This window comes from Glycomyces sp. NPDC046736 (assembly GCF_040645615.1).
GTDB lineage: Bacteria > Actinomycetota > Actinomycetes > Mycobacteriales > Micromonosporaceae > Glycomyces.
Genome location: NZ_JBEYYO010000002.1, coordinates 313,747 through 329,855 on the forward strand (window position 1 = coordinate 313,747; position 16,109 = coordinate 329,855).

Below are 16,109 nucleotides of genomic sequence, written 5' to 3' on the forward strand. Positions count from 1 at the left end.
CTCAGGCCCGGTTGTAGGCGCTGGCCACGGCCCGCATCGTGGCGAGGACGATGTTGGGGTGGACGCCCGCGCCCCACACGGTGCGGCCGTCGATCACACATTCCACATAGGACGCGGCCTGGGCGTGCTGCCCGGCCGACAGCGCGTGCTCGGCATAGTCGAGGACCTCGACGTGGACCCCGACGGTGCTCAGGGCGTCGGTGAACGCCGAGAGCGGGCCGTTGCCGGTGCCCGAGACCTTCTGGTCGACGCCGCCCAGCGTGATCTTCGCGTCGAGCGTGACCTTCTCATCCGCGTACGCGGTGGTGTGGTCCTCCACGACCAGGCGCTGCGTCGGCTGGTAGTCGGGGTGGTACTCGCGGCGGAACACGTCGTGGATCTCGGCGGTCGAGACCTCCTTGCCGGAGGCGTCGGTGTGCCGCTGGATCGCCTGGCTGAACTCGATCTGCATGCGCCGGGGCAGGTCGAAGCCGAACTCGGACTGCATCACGTAAGCGACGCCGCCCTTGCCCGACTGCGAGTTGACGCGGATGACCGCCTCGTAGTTGCGGCCCACGTCCTTGGGGTCGATCGGCAGATACGGTACGCCCCAAGTGAAATCGTCCACTTCGGTGCCCGCGGCGGCCGCGTCGGCCTCCAGGTGGGTGAAGCCCTTCTTGATCGCGTCCTGGTGCGAACCGGAGAACGCGGTGTACACCAGGTCCCCGGCGTACGGGTGCCGCTCGTGCACCGGCAGCTGGTTGCAGTACTCGACGGCGCGTTTGATCTCGTCGATGTTGGAGAAGTCGATCTCGGGGTCGACGCCTTGGCTGAACAGGTTGAGGCCCAGCGTCACCAGGCACACGTTGCCGGTGCGCTCGCCGTTGCCGAACAGGCAGCCCTCGACCCGGTCGGCCCCGGCCTGGACGGCCAGCTCGGCGGCGGCCACGCCGGTGCCCCTGTCGTTGTGCGGGTGCACCGACAGGATCAGCGACTCGCGGTTCGGGAGGTTGCGGTGCATCCACTCGATCGAGTCGGCGTACACGTTCGGGGTGGCCATCTCCACGGTCGCGGGCAGGTTGACGATCAGCGGCCAGTCGGGGGTCGGCTGGATGACCTCGGCGACCTTCGCGCACACCTCGACGGCGTATTCGAGTTCGGTGCCGGTGTAGGACTCAGGGGAGTACTCGTAGCGGATCGCCGTGTCGGGGGTGTGGATGTCCTTGTACTTCAGGCACAGCCGCGCGCCCTGCGTGGCGATGTCGGTGATGCCGTCGCGGTCGAGGCCGAACACGACGCGCCGCTGGAGGACCGACGTGGAGTTGTAGAAGTGGACGATGGCCTGCTTGGCGCCCCGCAGGCTCTCGAAGGTGCGCTCGATCAGGTGCTCGCGGCACTGGGTGAGGACCTGGATCGTGACGTCCTCGGGGATCAGGTCCTGCTCGATGAGCATCCGCACGAAGTCGAAGTCGGTCTGCGAGGCCGAAGGGAACCCGACCTCGATCTCCTTGTAGCCCATGGATACCAGGAGCTGGAACATCTTCTTCTTGCGGTCGGGGGTCATCGGGTCGATGAGCGCCTGGTTGCCGTCCCTCAGGTCGACCGCGCACCACACGGGGGCCTTGTCGATGACCTGGTCGGGCCAGGTGCGATCGGACATGGGGACGTCGAACTGGGATTGATAGGCCTGGTAACGCTTCGCGCGCGCGGCGAAAGGCGTGGAAGTCACGGATGCTCCTGAGAATGACTGGTGTCTGGAACCGAAGTTGACTGAGCCAGCCGGCATGCGGAAACCCGCGGCGAGGAGCCGACCTAGTTGGCCCCGCCGCGGCAGATAAGGAGCATCGAGTACCGCATGACGCCCGAAGCCTACCCCGCGGCGCCGCGGATTCGAACCCGATGCCCGGATTCTGGGACGCGTGTCCCGAATCGGCCTACGGCTGGATGAGCAGGTCGGCGATGGCCGTGCGCGCCCGCTCGGTGCGGTCGGGACCGGCCACGGATTCGTGCAGGCTCGCCGGGTCGCCCGCGACCCCGATCGCGGCGACCGTGGTCGGCACCAGCGGCGCGGCCAAGTCGAACTCGGCGGCCAGGGCGGCGGCGTCGAAGCCGCCCATCTGGCGCACGGTCAGCCCCTCGGCGGCGGCCTGGAACGTCAGGTGCGCCATGGCCTGGCCCAGGTCGTAGGCGGCGTGGGAGAGTGGGCCGCGCGCGTTGGCGTCGGTGCGGATCGCGACCAGCAGCGCCGAGGCGTGGGAGGCCCAGTCGCGGTTGCCGGGGTTGAGGCATTCGAGGACGCGCTTGAACTCGCCGGTGTCCCTCTTGGCGAGCAGGAACCGCCACGGCTGCGTGTTCCCCGCGCTCGGGGCCCAGCGGGCCGCCTCGAACAGGGCGGTGACCTGGGCGTCGTCGAGGTCGACGTCGGGTGCGAACGCTCTGGTGGAGTGGCGGGAGGCCAGGAGCGGGTGGATGGGGACCGCGGTCTTGGCGTGGCGGTCGGCGTGGGCGGTCATGCGGCGTCCTTCGGTCAGCGGTGGCCGCGGAGGTGTCCGCGGCGCCGGCCCGCGTTCGGGGCCCGCTCGTGGGTCCGCCCGGCCGGGCCGGTCGGCGTCGTCGCCACCGTTCATGGTGCCACGACCGGCCCCGCAGGCGACCGCCTGTGTCGCCTTCCTTACTCTCAGGTCCCGCTTGTGGGTGACGGATCAGTCTCGGCCTCGGGCGACTCCGACGGCGTCTCGGTGGGGGTCGCCGACGGGTCCGGAGTCGGCGTCGGCTCCTCGGGTGCCTTGGGGCCCAACGGCTTCGCCTCGGACGGTTCGCCCGGCAGCTCCACGGTCGCGACGGCCGGCTCGGGCGGGGCGGCGAGTTCGAGGGTGCCGAACGCGTCACTGGTGACCGAGAGGATCGTGCCCGCCTCGTCCAGGCACCACGTCCCGGCCGGGAACGGCGTCTCGACCACGACCGTGTTCGCCGTCAACGTGAAGCAGTCGCCGTCCTGGGCGATCGCGAACGGCAGGTGCCGGTCGAGCAGCCGCGGCAGCCACTCCACGAACGGGCGCTGCACGTGCGGGTCGTAGGTCCCCGGGATCTCCCCGGTGATCCCGGCGAGCTTGACGCAGCGGTTCGCCGCGCACTGGAAGAACCCGCCGGTGGTCCACGCGACCGTGACGTCCACGGTCCCGCCCAGCGCCCAGTCCGGCACATCCACGCGCCACGTGCCGTCCTCGGCGGCCCACACCGTGACCGTGCCGCCCTCCGACCACGTGTACTCGGCGGTGAAGGAGGTGTCCAGCGCCTTGGTCACGCGGCCGATGAGGGTCGCTTGGGCGCTGGCGCGCCGCGGAGGTTCGTCCGGTTCGTCCACCACGGTCGCCGTGCCGCACCCGGCGGCGCCCCACGCGGTCGCGAGGAGCGTGAGCGCCGCCACTGCCTTGCGCAAAGTGAATGCCACAGGCCGATTCTCTGTCCCATCACCCAGAACGACCTGGCGACACACCGGGGCGCGCGGTTAAGGTGACATGGCCGTCCGAGCCCGGGCGGCACGTCGAGACCCGAACGAGTGAGGTGAAACCGTGGCGCTAGTCGTGCAGAAGTACGGCGGATCATCGGTGGAGAACGCCGAACGCGTCAAGCGCGTGGCCGAACGTATCGTCGCCACGCGAAAGCGGGGGGACGACGTGGTCGTGGTGGTCTCGGCCATGGGCGACACCACCGACGAGCTGCTCGACCTGGCCGCGCAGGTCTCGCCGGTGCCCGAGCCGCGCGAGCTCGACATGCTGCTGACCGCCGGGGAGCGCATCTCGATGTCGCTGCTGGCCATGGCCATCAACGACCTCGGGTTCCAGGCCCGCTCGTTCACCGGCTCGCAGGCCGGGATGCTGACCACGGCCGTGCACGGCGGGGCCCGCATCATCGACGTCACGCCCGGTCGCATCCGCGCCGCGCTCGACGAGGGCTACATCACGATCGTGGCCGGGTTCCAAGGCGTCAGCCCCGACACCAAGGACATCACCACGCTGGGGCGCGGCGGGTCGGACATGACCGCCGTGGCGCTCGCGGCCGCGCTCGAAGCCGACGTATGCGAGATCTACTCGGACGTGGACGGCGTCTTCAGCGCCGACCCCAGGATCGTGCCCAACGCGAGGAAGCTGGACGCGATCACCTTCGAGGAGATGCTCGAGATGGCCGCCTCGGGCGCGAAGATCCTGTATCTGCGCAGCGTGGAGTACGCCCGCCGCTACGGCATCCCGCTGCACGTCCGCTCGTCGTACTCGAACAAGACCGGCACCATCGTGTCGGGTTACATGGAGGAGCTGCCAGTGGAGCAAGCACTCATCAGCGGCGTCGCGCACGACCGCTCCGAAGCGAAGATCACCGTCACCCGCGTGCCCGACAAGCCCGGCGCGGCCGCGTCGATCTTCCAGGTCATCGCCGACGCCGAAGTCGACATCGACATGATCGTGCAGAACGTGTCGACCGCCGGGAACGGCCACACCGACATCTCCTTCACCCTCCCCAAGGAGTCCGGGCCCAAGGCCACCGGCGAACTCAAGCGCCACCAGGAGGCGATCGGGTTCGAGAAACTCATCTACGACGAGCACATCGGCAAGATCTCCCTGGTCGGCGCCGGGATGCGCTCGCACCCCGGGGTGACGGCGAACTTCTGCCAGGCCCTCGCGGACGCGGGCGTGAACATCGAGATCATCTCCACCTCGGAGATCCGCATCTCGGTGGTCTGCCGCGACACCGACCTGGACGCGGCCGTGCGGGCCGTGCACGACAAGTTCGAACTCGGCGGCGACGAAGCGGCCGTGGTCTACGCGGGGACGGGGCGATAGTCATGGCGCGCAAGCTGAACGTCGCGATCGTCGGCGCCACCGGCGTCGTCGGCTCGATCATGCGGCGGCTCATCGCCGCCGAGCGCGGCAACTGGGGCGAGGTGCGACTCATCGCGTCGGCCCGCTCCGCCGGGAAGCAGCTCGAGGTGGGCGACGAGGTCCTCACCGTGCAGGCCATCGGCGCCGAAGCGTTCGACGGGATCGACATCGCGCACTTCGACCTGCCCGACGAGGTCAGCGCCGAATGGGTGCCGGTCGCGGCCGCCAAGGGCGTGGTCGTGATCGACAAGTCCGGGCACTTCCGCATGGACCCCGAGGTGCCGCTGGTGTGCCGGGAGGCGAATCCCGGCGACGCCGCCAACCGTCCCAAGGGGATCATCGCGAACGCGAACTGCACCACCCTGGCGCTCATCCCGACCCTCGCGGCCCTGAACGCCCAGTTCGGGCTGGAGTCGATGTCGGTGGCGTCGTACCAGGCCGCGTCGGGTTCGGGCAAGGAAGGCCTGGAGGCGCTGTACGCGCAGCTCCAGAAGATCGCCGGCGCCGAGGGCATCGGCACCGCGGGCAACGACCTGCGCCTGGTGCTCGGCGAGGAGTTCAACGCGCCGTTCGGGGCGCCGCTGGCGCTCAACGTGGTGCCCAAGGTCGGCGGCTGGAAGGACGGCGGCTGGACCTCCGAAGAGCTGAAGGTGCGCAACGAGTCCCGCAAGATCCTCGGTCTCCCCGAACTGAAGGTCGCCTCGACCTGCGTGCGGGTGCCGGTCGCGGTGGGCCACTCGCAGGTCGTGCACGCGACCTTCGCCAACGAGGTCACGGTCGAGGCCGCGCGGCGCGTGCTCGAAGCGGCCGACGGCGTCGACCTCGTCGACGACCCCGAGAACATGGTCTTCCCGATGCCGATCGACTCGGTCGGCAAGGGCGGCACCCAGGTCGGGCGCCTGCGCCAGTCGATCGACTTCCCCAACTCCCTGGAGTTCTTCGTAGTCGCCGACAACCTCATGAAGGGCGCGGCCCTGAACTCCATCGAGACCGCCGACCTGGTCCGGCGCGAACTCGAAGCGGCATAGAAACGAACGAAGCGGCGGCCCGGGGCTTTGCCCCGGGCCGCCGCTTGTTTTGCGGGCATCACGAACATCGGCCGTTTCGCGAATCGAAGGCCCCTCGGCAAAACCCTGACAGAGGGGTACGACAACCCGCAGTGCGAAGCGTAAGGAGCGGGGCGGAATTCGGGCAGCGCGAGTGTCCACAGACGCCGACCGCCGGGCCCCCGATTTCAAGGGTGCCCGGCGGGTGCGACATCGCGCAGTGCGAAGCGTTAGGCGTCGCGTTTCTTGAACAGGGTCCAGGCCGCGGCGATGATGATCGCGGCGAAGGCGGCGAACACCGCTCCGGAGCCCCAGCGGTCGAAGAAGCCGTAGTCGGTGCCCATGCCCAGGTCGGCGTCGCCGACCGTCATCAGGAGCGAGCCGGCCGTGAACGGAAGGAACTTCACGGCCGGGACCAGCCAGTCGAGCGCCGGGATCGTGGACAGGCCCAGGATCAGGTTCTCCAGGATCAGCGGCATCAGGAAGATCACGACCAGCGCCGAAGGCACGCCGCGGAACAGCAGACCCAGGCCCAGGCCCACGAGCATGTACACCAGCGTGTACACCATGTAGCCCAGCAGCGCCGAGCGCACCGGGTCGTCGAACAGGCCCGGGATCTCGCCGAAGAAGATCATCACGATCCCCGCGTTGAGCGCCATCGACACCACGGTCGCCACGACCGTCACCGCCGACATCACCAGGACCTTCGCCAGGATCAGGCGCGAGCGCTGCGGCAGCGCCGTCAGCGTCGGCTGGATCGTGCCGTGCCGGTACTCGTGGCCGGTCGCGAAGATGCCGATCACGGCCAAGAACACGGCCAGGAACGGGATCCCGAACGTCGCGCCGCCGTTGATCGCCACGGCGATGATCTCGGGGAACAGCTCCTCGTCCCCGGCCGCGAAACCGAAGATCACCGGGATCGCGGCCGCGGCCAAGAGGCCGATCCCGATCAGCCAGTACGTGGAGCGCAGCGTGGTCAGGCGCGTCCACTCGTATCGAAGGGCATCAAGCATTCTGGGCACCGCCGGTCTCGGTCGCAGGGCTGGGGAGCGGCTCGGCCGCGACGAACTGCTCCGAAGAGCCGGTCGCGGACATGAACGCCTCTTCGAGCGAGGCGGAACGGGTGGACAGCTCGGCCAGCTCCACCCCTTCGGTGAAGGCCAGGTGCCCGACCGCGCCGATCTCCATCCCGGAGATCACGAGCTCGCCGGTCGCACCCTTGGCGACCTCCGCGCCCGCGCCTTCGAGCGTCGGCACGAAGTCGTCGGCCACCGGGGAGCGCACGATCACCGACGACTGCGTGAAGTCGCGCACGAACTGCTCGACGTCGCCGTTGAAGATCATCGTGCCGCGGCCGATGACCACCAGCTCGTCGGCCATCAACTGCATCTCCGACAGCAGGTGGCTGGAGACGAAGATCGTGCGGCCCTCGGAGGCCAGCTGCTTGAGCAGGTCGCGCATCCAGTGGATGCCGTGCGGGTCGAGCCCGTTGGTGGGCTCGTCGAGCAGCAGGATGCCCGGGTCGCCGAGCAGCGCCTGTGCCAGGCCGAGCCGCTGCGCCATGCCGAGTGAGTAGCCCTTCGGCTTCTTGCGCTTGACCGAGCCGAGGCCGACCAGTTCCATCACTTCGTCGACGCGCTTGTCGGCGACGCCGTTGGCGCTGGCGAGCATCCTGAGGTGGTTGCGGGCCGAGCGGGTGGGGTGGAAGGGCTTGGCCTCGAGGAGGGTGCCCACTTTGTTCATGGGGCGGCGCAGGTCGGTGAAGCGGACGCCGTCGAAGAGGGTTTCGCCGCCGCCGTGGTCGAGTCCGAGCATGAGCCGCATGGTGGTGGACTTCCCGGACCCGTTGGGGCCGAGGAAGCCGGTGACGACGCCGGGCTTGACGTCGAAGCTGAGTTGGTCTACGGCCACCGTCTTGCGGTAGCGCTTGTGTAGACCCTTCGCGGTGATCAAGGGCGCTCCAAGGTTGCTGGGTCTGTATGTCCGGGCCAGTCTATGGAAGCGAAACCCCTGCGCACATGAGCGCGCAGACCGATTTCACTCTCCTCCTCAGGGAGGAGGCCGAGGCCGGGGCGGTACCGGGGTACTACCCGAGGCGTTTTCGCGCCCGGGTGTTCACGCGCGGTTCACCACGCGCTCCGGTTCGGGTCGCCTTGGGCCGCTGAACTGGGGCGGTTCCCTCCCGTCCCCAACTGAAGACAGGAACCGCGCCGTGCACAAGCGCCTGCTCGTTCCCCCTGTGGCCCTCGCTCTCGCGTTCCTCGCGGTCCCGGCCGTCCCCGCCGCCGCGCAGGACGACGCGATCTCGCTGAACGTCCTCGGCACCTACGAGTCCGGCGTCTTCGCCGCCGGAGCCGCCGAGATCGTCTCGTACGACCCCCAGACGCAGCGGGTGTACACCGTCAATGCCGAAGCGGCCGTGGTGGACGTCCTCGACGTCGCCGACCCGACCTCCCCCGAGAAGCTGTTCACCCTCGACGCGGCCGAGGCGATCGGCGTCAGCGGCGCGGTCGCCAACTCCGTGGCCGTCCACAGTGGTGTGATCGCGGTGGCCGCCGAGGCCCCCGACAAGGTCAGCCCCGGCTGGGTGGTGCTGTTCTCCACCGACGGCGACCTCATCGCCAGCCTCCAGGTCGGGTCCCTGCCCGACTCGCTCGCGTTCTCCCCGGACGGGAAGTACGTGGTCGTCGCCAACGAGGCCGAGCCCGCCGACGACTACTCGTCCGACCCCGACGGCACGGTCTCGATCATCGACGTCGCCGCCCTCGAAGTGCGCACCGCCGACTTCGCCGCTTATGCCTCGGGCGAGCGCGACCTGCCCGAGGGCTTCCGCGTCTTCGGCCCCGATGACGACATCGCCGCGGGGATCGAGCCGGAGTACGTGACCGTGCCCGACGCGACCACCGCCTACGTCACGCTCCAGGAGAACAACGCGATCGCCGTGGTCGACCTGGCCGCGGCCGAGATCGCCGACATCCACGCGCTCGGCACCAAGGACCACCTCGCGCCGGGCAACGAGCTCGACGCCTCCGACAGGGACGGCGCGATCAACCTCGCGTCCTGGCCGGTCAAGGGCCTGTACCTGCCCGACTCGATCGCCTCGTACACCTCGGGCGGGCAGACGTACCTCGTCACCGCGAACGAGGGCGACGTGCGCGAGTGGGGCGAGTACACCGAGGAGGCGCGGGTCAAGGACCTGGAGCTGTGCGAGGACGCGTTCGCCGGGTACGACCTGGCCGAGCTCCAGTCCGACGCGAACCTGGGGCGCTTGAAGGTCACCAGCACGCTCGGGCAGACCGAGGCGGGCTGCTACGACGAGTTGTACTCGTTCGGGGCCCGCTCGTTCACGATCTGGACCGCAGGCGGCGACCTGGTCTTCGACTCCGGCTCGGACTTCGAGGCGCTGCTGGCCCGCGACTGGGCCGAGCACTTCAACGCCGACAACGAGGGCAACGACTTCGACGACCGCTCCGACGACAAGGGCCCCGAGCCCGAGGCGATCGAGGTCGGCACGATCGGGGACCGCACGTACGCGTTCATCGGCCTGGAGCGCCAGGGCGGCGTGATGGTCTACGACGTGACCGACCCGGCGAACGCGACGTTCGTCGACTACGCGAACCGGCGCGACTTCGGCGTCGAGCCCGGAGAGGGCGACGCGGGCGACCTGGGCCCGGAGAGCATCGAGTTCGTGGCCGCGGCCGACTCGCCCACGGGCGAGGCGATGATCGTGGTCGGCAACGAGGTCTCGGGCACGACCACGATCTACGGCATCGAAGGCGGCCCGACCGACGGCGGCGGCACCGAGCAGCCGAGCGACGACGCCTCGGGCGGCGAAAAGCTCCCCGAGACCGGCACGGGCGCGACCGCGCTCCTGGCGGGCCTGGCCGCGCTCCTGGCGGTCGGCGGCGGCCTCCTGATCGCGATGCGCCGACGCGCCGCCTAGTCCGCGTCGACCGATCCCGGTCCCGCCTTGGGCGGGGCCGGGATTTTTCGCGGGCCTTGCCTGGGCGGCCATCCCTAGCCCCCGCCCACCCGGAGGGGAAACATAGGTGCGAGCATCGCCGCCGGGTCCGACAGAAACCGCCCCCGGGCCGTCCCGAGGGCCGAAATGTCACCCGAAAGCGTGCGCCTACGCGAGCGGGGCTCGCGCCGCTGACACGCGGGGTCGGGCTCGCGGTGCTAAAGCCCCGGTTGTCTAGACTTGACGGGTGAGCCTGCGACTGTACGACACCGGCACCCGATCCGTTCGCGAATTCCAGCCCCGGAATCCCGGCCGCGTGGGCGTGTACCTGTGCGGTCTCACCGTCCAGGGGCCCCCGCACATCGGGCACCTGCGGTCAGGCGTGTCCTACGACGTGCTCGTGCGCTGGCTGCGGCGCACCGGCTACGACGTCACCTACGTGCGCAACGTCACCGACATCGACGACAAGATCCTCGTCCGCGGCGAGGAGCAGGGTCGCCCGTGGTGGGCCATCGCCTACGAGAACGAGCGCGTCCTGGCCCGCGACTACGCCGCCCTCGGGGTCCTCGCGCCCACCTACGAGCCGCGCGCGACCGGGCACATCACCCAGATGACCGACCTCATCGCCACCCTCATCGAGCGCGGCCACGCCTACGCGACCCCCTCGGGCGACGTCTGGTTCTCCGTCTCCTCCTGGCCCGCCTACGGCGAGCTCTCCCACCGCCGCCCCGAGGACATGCTCTCGACCCCCGAGGCCGGCGACAAGCGCGACTCGCGCGACTTCGGCCTGTGGAAGGCCCACAAGAGCGGCGAGCCCGCCGACGCGGCCTGGACCTCCCCGTGGGGCCCCGGGCGCCCCGGCTGGCACATCGAGTGCTCGGCGATGGCCCGCCGCTACCTCGGCGACGCGTTCGACATCCACGGCGGCGGCACCGACATCATGTTCCCCCACCACGAGAACGAGCTCGCCCAGTCGCGCGCGGCCGGGCTCGGGTTCGCCGAGTACTGGGTCCACAACGGGATGCTCAACCTCGCCGGCACCAAGATGAGCAAGTCCCTGGGCAACACCCTCAGCGTGGCCGCCTTGGGGGAGAAGGGCTTCGGCCCCGCCGCGATCCGCTACTACCTCACCAGCGTCCAGTACCGCTCGGCCGTCGACTTCTCCGAGGACGCCCTCGGCGAGGCCCAGGCCGCGTGGGAGCGACTGGCGAACTTCGTCCACCGCGCCGCCGAGGCCCTCGGCGCCGAGGCGACCATCGGCGGGGCCCTCAGCCCCGCTTTCTGCGCCGCGATGGATGACGACTTGAACACACCCGCGGCCGTCGCGGCGATCCACGACGCCGCCCGCACGGGCAACACCGCACTCGACGCGGGGGACGACGCCGCCGCGTCCAGCGCCGCCGCCGGTGTCCGAGCTATGCTCGACCAGCTCGGCCTCGACCCGCTCGACCCGCACTGGGACGACCCGGGGGACGCGAAGCTGACCGGCGCCGTCGACGCGCTGGTGAAGCTCGCGCTCGATCAGCGCGCCGAAGCCAGGGCCCGCAAGGACTACGCGGCTGCCGACCGCGTCCGCGACGAGCTCGCGCACGCCGGCGTCACCGTCAAGGACACCCCTCGCGGTCCCGTATGGACCGTCGACTAGGCATGTGCGCCTTCACGAACACGAGCCAGGGGATCTTTTACCGATGAGCACCAAGGGCGGGCACCCGAACCGTCGCAAGACCAGCAAGGCCGGCCCGAAGATCGGCTCCGGCGGGGGCAAGAAGGGCCTCGCCGGGAAGGGCCGCACCCTCAAGGCCACCGAGCGCCCCTGGCACAAGGAGTACCAAGGCGACGACAAGCCGCGCAAGACCCAGTGGAAGCAGTCCAAGGAGCGCGCCAAGGCCGCCTCCGAGGGCCGCTCGACCAACATCGGCAAGACCAAGCCCCGGCGCGAGAGCCGCCGTGACGACGAGCCCGAGCTGATCCTCGGCCGCAACCCCGTCCTGGAGGCCCTGCGCGCCAAGGTGCCCGCCACCGCGCTGTACGTGGCGTTCGGGACCGAGCTCGACGACCGGGTGGCCGAGTCGGTGCGCCTGGCCGGGAACCGCGACCTCCCCATCAAGGAACTCGCCCGCCGCGACCTCGACCGCCGCACCGGCAACGCCCTCCACCAGGGCATCGGCCTCCAGATCGAGCCGTTCGAGTACACCGAGTTCGACGACCTGCTGGAGATCAGCCGCACTTCGGGCACCGCGCCGCTGCTGGTGGCCCTCGACGGCGTCACCGACCCGCGCAACCTCGGCGCGATCATCCGCTCGACCGCCGCGTTCGGCGGCCACGGCCTGATCATCCCGTCCAAGCGCGCCGCCTCGGTGACCGCCGTGGCCTGGCGGACCTCCGCCGGGGCCGCCGCGCGCCTGCCGGTGTCGAAGATCGTCAACCTCACCCGCACCATCCAGGCCTGCCAGCAGGCCGGGTTCATGACCGTGGCGCTCGACGGCGGCGGCGACGTGGACGTGTTCGACCTGCCCGTGGCCACCGACCCGCTGCTCATCGTGGTCGGCGACGAGGGCAAGGGCGTCTCGCGTCTGGTCTCGGAGACCTGCGACCACCGCGTGGGCATCCCGATCGCCAGCGAGGTCGAATCGCTCAACGCCTCGATCGCGGCCTCGATCGCCCTCGCCGAGGTCCAGCGCCAGCGCCGCTGAGCCGCGCCTCGGTCGCGCTCGCCGAAGTCCAGCACCGCCGATCCCCTATAGGATATATCCTATAGGATTCGCGGTGGTGTGGCCCAGTGCGAGCCCGGCGGCGGTCCCCTGCCGCTCGCGCCTGCCGATTAACCTGTAACGATCCTGCACGCCCTATCCCCCGGAGCTGCGCCACCATGTCGGCTGATTACCTGCTCGCCGTCGACCTCGGCACCTCGCACACGGTGGCCGTGGTGGTATGGCCCGACGGCCGCACCCGCCCGCTGCTGTTCGACGGCTCCCCGGTGATGCCCTCGGCGGTCTTCCTCGACCCGGCGGGCACCATCCACACCGGCAAGGACGCCGAGCGCCTCGCGCTCACCGCGCCCGAGCGGTTCGAGCCCAACCCCAAGCAGCGCATCAGCGACGGCACACTCCTGCTGGGCGACCGCGAACTGCCCGTGACCGCCGCGTTCGCCGCGATCCTGGCCCGGGTCGCTCGCGCCGCCGTCGAATCGGTGGGGCACCTGCCGAACGCGGTGCTCACCTGCCCGGCGGCGTGGAGCGAGCAGCGGCGCGGGGCCCTGCACGACGCGGCCGCGCAAGCGGGCTACCGGCCGGTCAAGATCCTCACCGAACCCGTTGCGGCCGCGCACTACTACACCTCGCGCCTGTCGCACCCGCTCGCGCCGGGGCAGTCCCTGGCCGTGTTCGACTTCGGCGGCGGGACCCTCGATATCGCGGTGCTCGAGAAGCGCCAGGACGGCTCGTTCGGGGTGCTCGCCGACGGCGGCCTGCCCGACCTCGGCGGCCTCGACTTCGACGCCGCCCTGGTCGCGCACGTGGGCGAGACGGTCAAGCGGAAGGCCCCCGAGATCTGGGAGCGCCTGGAACGCCCCAGCGGCGCGAGCGAAATGCGCAACCGCAGGGAACTGTGGGAAGAGGTCCGCGCGGCCAAGGAGATGCTGTCGCGCTCCTCGGTGGCCCCGGTGACCGTGCCGGACATGGAGCAGTCGCTGCACCTGACGAGGGGCGAGCTCGACCAGCTCTCGCGCCCGCTGCTCTCGCGCGCGGTGGGGGAGACCCAGCGGGTCCTCGGCCTCACCGGCCGCGACCCCTCGCTGCTGGCCGGGCTGTTCCTGGTGGGCGGATCCAGCCGGATGCCCATGGTGTCCAAGATGCTCCACGAGGGACTCGGCATCGCGCCGACGGTCCTGGAGCAGCCCGAGCTGCCGGTCAGCGAGGGCGCGGCGCTGGCCTTCCGCACTCCGGCCCCGGTGACCCCGCAGGCCTCCCCACCTTCGCCGCCGCCGATGTTCACCGGCCCGCAGCCGGGCCAGTCGGGCAGTCTGCCGCCGATGACGCCGCGCTCGGATGAGACGGTCCTGTTGCGTCCCAAGGGTTCCATTCCGGCGAAGCGGAAGGTCCCTCCGAAGTGGATCGCCATCGCGGCCGCGATCGTGGTGCTCGCGGTGGTGATCCCGCTCGGCTGGTGGTGGCTGACGAACCCGTACAAGCAGCGGCCCTTCGCCGACGAGTTGAAGGCTGTGGGGGACGCGACCGCGCTCTCCGCCGAGGCCAACGACAGCATCTACCGCGTCCGGGTCTCGGAGGACAAGGCCCTGTTCGTCTACACCGCCGAGTCCGACGACCCCTCCGGTGAGGAACTGCGGGTCCGGGCCGTCGACACCCAGAGCGGGAAACCGCTGTGGGACAACGACAAGGTGTTCGCCGGCGACGGGTGGGACGAGAACTTCTTCGTCTCCGGAGAGCTCATCGCCTTCTCCCAAGAGGTCGACGCCGCTGACGGAAGCACCCAGTACCGGCACTACTTCCTCGACTGGGACTCCGGTGAGACTCGGGGGACCGTCACGAGTGAGGGCCGCAACGCGGGCCGCTCGGGGGACCTGCTCGTGGTGGCACCGGTGGGCGGCACCGACTTCAAGGTCTACGACGCCGAGGGCGAGACGGTCGCCGAATGGCAGCTCGGGTCCGAAGAGGACGGTGTCACGATCGTCGACTGGAACCTGGTGGGCGACCCGAAGGACCTCGGCAGGCCCGCGACCCCTGCGAACGGCGACGGCCGGGTGTGGGCGCTGACCAGCGACGGCGTGGTCCACGTGATCGAGGCCGAGTCCGGCAAGGAGGTCGCCGAGCGGGAGCTCGAGACTGTGGACGACCTCTACTTCGCCTGGGACGGTTTGATGTACGTGGCCGTGGACCAGGAGACCGGATACGAGCTGAACGTCTACGACATCGACGATGAACTGTCCGAAATCGACAGTGAACGGGTGGACTCCGGCGAGGTCGGTCCCGAATGGATGACGCGCTGCGGCGAGTCGCGCGTCTGCGTGAGCGAAGCGGTGCCCGACCTCTCCGACGCCTACCACTGGCGGGTCTACGACGCCGACGACAAGGACTTCGCGCACGTCTTCGACAAGGAGGCGCACCGGTACGTGGAGCCGCTCGGCGACCGACTCCTGGTCGAGTACTACGAGGGCACCGACCTGCGCACCCAGATCTACGACAAGGGTTTCGACAAGGTCGGCAACAGCCTGGAGGACACGTTCTGGCCGGTGGACGGCGGCAGCGCGCTGGCCTGGCCCGGCAACAACGGGTTCAGCACCTCGGTGGACAACGTGATCGGCCTCGGTCGCGACGGCTCGCGCACCTCGCTGCGCACCGACCTGGAGGTCTACTCGTGCGCTGCCTCCGATACGCGCCTGGCCTGCTTCACCGTGGACGGCATGCAGATCTACTCGTTCCGCGACGAGTAGGTCCCGCGCCTGGATTCAGGCGGCCGGGAGCCGGTGGCCGCGCAGCCTGACCCGCAGCGTCCAGGCGATCTGGAGCACGAACCCCAAGGCGGGCAGGCCGAGTACGCACAGCGCGTACAGCTGGTCGACCGTGGCGAAGCCGATCCCGGCGAAGTGCGTCTCCTCGTTGGTGAAGAACGGCTTCGCCAGCGCCGCGATCACGGCCGCCGCCAGCGCGGCCGAGCCGTAGGCGATCCGGCGGGTGGGGACGATGAGCGCCGCTGCGCAGAAGGTGAGCGCGACGGCCCCGTAGACCGCCGCGCCCGTCACGGGGAACTCCGTCGAGCCCGACTGGTTGGTGGAGTAGCCGAACGTGAAGGCCCACAGTTGGATCGCGCCGATGAGCAGGAGGCCGGCCTCGGCCACGACCGTGTCGGCGCGGGCTCTCGGCAGTCGCCATGAGACCCATAGGAATCCGACTGGTGCGACCGCGACCGCGAACCACACGATCACGTCGTTCCAGGCTTCGCCGTCGTTGTCGACCGTCAGCAGCGCCCATGACAGGAGGGTCATGGAGGTGGCGAATATGCCTGCGGCCCAGGCGGTCGCGCGGACCACGAGGCCGGGTGCGGTGAGCGCCACCGCGAATGCGAGCGCGGCGGTGAGGGCGAGCGGGATCTGCGCGTACTCGGGCCGGGGGCCGGCGACCATGTAGATCAGGGCGCCTGCGAAGAGCAGTCCCATCAGCGGGACGCCGATGTGTTCGAACCGGACCTTGCGGGGAGCGGAGTTCATCTCAACAGTGTCGCTACGTCGTG

12 protein-coding genes are annotated in these 16,109 nt (G+C 70.1%); 6 read left to right on the forward strand and 6 right to left on the reverse strand.

Annotated elements, in window-relative coordinates; translation table 11 throughout:
- Window position 1: 1 nt before the first annotated feature.
- The 3 genes from leuA to AB0B28_RS03360 all read right to left on the reverse strand — a co-directional run bounded on the left by leuA (window position 2) and on the right by AB0B28_RS03360 (window position 3,430).
- Window positions 2–1,708 carry a 2-isopropylmalate synthase gene (gene leuA, locus AB0B28_RS03350; RefSeq protein WP_360115706.1) on the reverse strand — a complete coding sequence of 569 codons (1,707 nt, stop codon included), beginning with the start codon at window positions 1,706–1,708 and terminating at the stop codon, window positions 2–4.
- A 205-nt stretch (window positions 1,709–1,913) separates the two neighbouring features.
- Entirely contained in the window at window positions 1,914–2,492 is a 579-nt protein-coding gene (locus AB0B28_RS03355; protein ID WP_360115709.1) for a nitroreductase family protein, read from the reverse strand.
- A gap of 164 nt (window positions 2,493–2,656) precedes the next feature.
- Window positions 2,657–3,430 (reverse strand): hypothetical protein, encoded by a 774-nt coding sequence (locus tag AB0B28_RS03360; protein ID WP_360115712.1) that lies wholly within the window; start codon window positions 3,428–3,430, stop codon window positions 2,657–2,659.
- Window positions 3,431–3,551: 121 nt separating this feature from the next.
- On the opposite strand from AB0B28_RS03360, the gene AB0B28_RS03365 reads away from it, so the two are divergent.
- Window positions 3,552–4,817 carry an aspartate kinase gene (locus tag AB0B28_RS03365; RefSeq protein ID WP_360115715.1) on the forward strand — a complete coding sequence of 422 codons (1,266 nt, stop codon included), beginning with the start codon at window positions 3,552–3,554 and terminating at the stop codon, window positions 4,815–4,817.
- Between the two features lie 2 nt (window positions 4,818–4,819).
- Window positions 4,820–5,884 (forward strand): aspartate-semialdehyde dehydrogenase, encoded by a 1,065-nt coding sequence (locus tag AB0B28_RS03370; RefSeq protein ID WP_360115718.1) that lies wholly within the window; start codon window positions 4,820–4,822, stop codon window positions 5,882–5,884.
- Window positions 5,885–6,132: 248 nt separating this feature from the next.
- Here AB0B28_RS03370 and AB0B28_RS03375 read toward each other — a convergent pair whose 3' ends face one another.
- Both AB0B28_RS03375 and AB0B28_RS03380 read right to left on the reverse strand, forming a co-directional pair.
- Window positions 6,133–6,915 (reverse strand): hypothetical protein, encoded by a 783-nt coding sequence (locus tag AB0B28_RS03375; RefSeq protein WP_360115721.1) that lies wholly within the window; start codon window positions 6,913–6,915, stop codon window positions 6,133–6,135.
- Entirely contained in the window at window positions 6,908–7,855 is a 948-nt protein-coding gene (locus AB0B28_RS03380) for an ATP-binding cassette domain-containing protein (protein WP_360115724.1), read from the reverse strand. The genes AB0B28_RS03375 and AB0B28_RS03380 overlap by 8 nt, the downstream gene beginning before the upstream one ends.
- A gap of 259 nt (window positions 7,856–8,114) precedes the next feature.
- Between AB0B28_RS03380 and AB0B28_RS03385 the strand changes: the two genes are divergently transcribed.
- From AB0B28_RS03385 to AB0B28_RS03400, 4 genes are all read left to right on the forward strand, one after another.
- Complete coding sequence (locus tag AB0B28_RS03385; RefSeq protein ID WP_360115727.1) at window positions 8,115–9,845, forward strand: choice-of-anchor I family protein; 1,731 nt, start codon at window positions 8,115–8,117, stop codon at window positions 9,843–9,845.
- A gap of 265 nt (window positions 9,846–10,110) precedes the next feature.
- Window positions 10,111–11,508 (forward strand): cysteine--tRNA ligase, encoded by a 1,398-nt coding sequence (gene cysS / locus AB0B28_RS03390; protein ID WP_360115730.1) that lies wholly within the window; start codon window positions 10,111–10,113, stop codon window positions 11,506–11,508.
- A 43-nt stretch (window positions 11,509–11,551) separates the two neighbouring features.
- A complete protein-coding gene (gene rlmB, locus AB0B28_RS03395) occupies window positions 11,552–12,556 on the forward strand; it encodes a 23S rRNA (guanosine(2251)-2'-O)-methyltransferase RlmB (protein ID WP_360115733.1) in 1,005 nt (334 codons plus the stop codon).
- 176 nt (window positions 12,557–12,732) lie between these two features.
- Window positions 12,733–15,312: an Hsp70 family protein gene (locus AB0B28_RS03400; protein ID WP_360115736.1), complete on the forward strand. Its 2,580-nt coding sequence runs from the start codon at window positions 12,733–12,735 to the stop codon at window positions 15,310–15,312.
- A gap of 15 nt (window positions 15,313–15,327) precedes the next feature.
- Here the strand turns inward: AB0B28_RS03400 and AB0B28_RS03405 are convergent, their stop codons facing one another.
- Entirely contained in the window at window positions 15,328–16,086 is a 759-nt protein-coding gene (locus tag AB0B28_RS03405) for a hypothetical protein (protein ID WP_360115739.1), read from the reverse strand.
- Window positions 16,087–16,109: the final 23 nt, after the last annotated feature.

Excerpts from the sequence above, each read along its gene's own strand:
- AB0B28_RS03375 (WP_360115721.1), bottom strand. The coding sequence starts at position 6,915 with ATGCTTGATGCCCTTCGATACGAGTGGACGCGCCTGACCACGCTGCGC.
- AB0B28_RS03405 (WP_360115739.1), bottom strand. The coding sequence starts at position 16,086 with ATGAACTCCGCTCCCCGCAAGGTCCGGTTCGAACACATCGGCGTCCCG.
- AB0B28_RS03355 (WP_360115709.1), bottom strand. The coding sequence starts at position 2,492 with ATGACCGCCCACGCCGACCGCCACGCCAAGACCGCGGTCCCCATCCAC.
- AB0B28_RS03400 (WP_360115736.1), top strand. The coding sequence starts at position 12,733 with ATGTCGGCTGATTACCTGCTCGCCGTCGACCTCGGCACCTCGCACACG.
- rlmB (WP_360115733.1), top strand. The coding sequence starts at position 11,552 with ATGAGCACCAAGGGCGGGCACCCGAACCGTCGCAAGACCAGCAAGGCC.
- AB0B28_RS03370 (WP_360115718.1), top strand. The coding sequence starts at position 4,820 with ATGGCGCGCAAGCTGAACGTCGCGATCGTCGGCGCCACCGGCGTCGTC.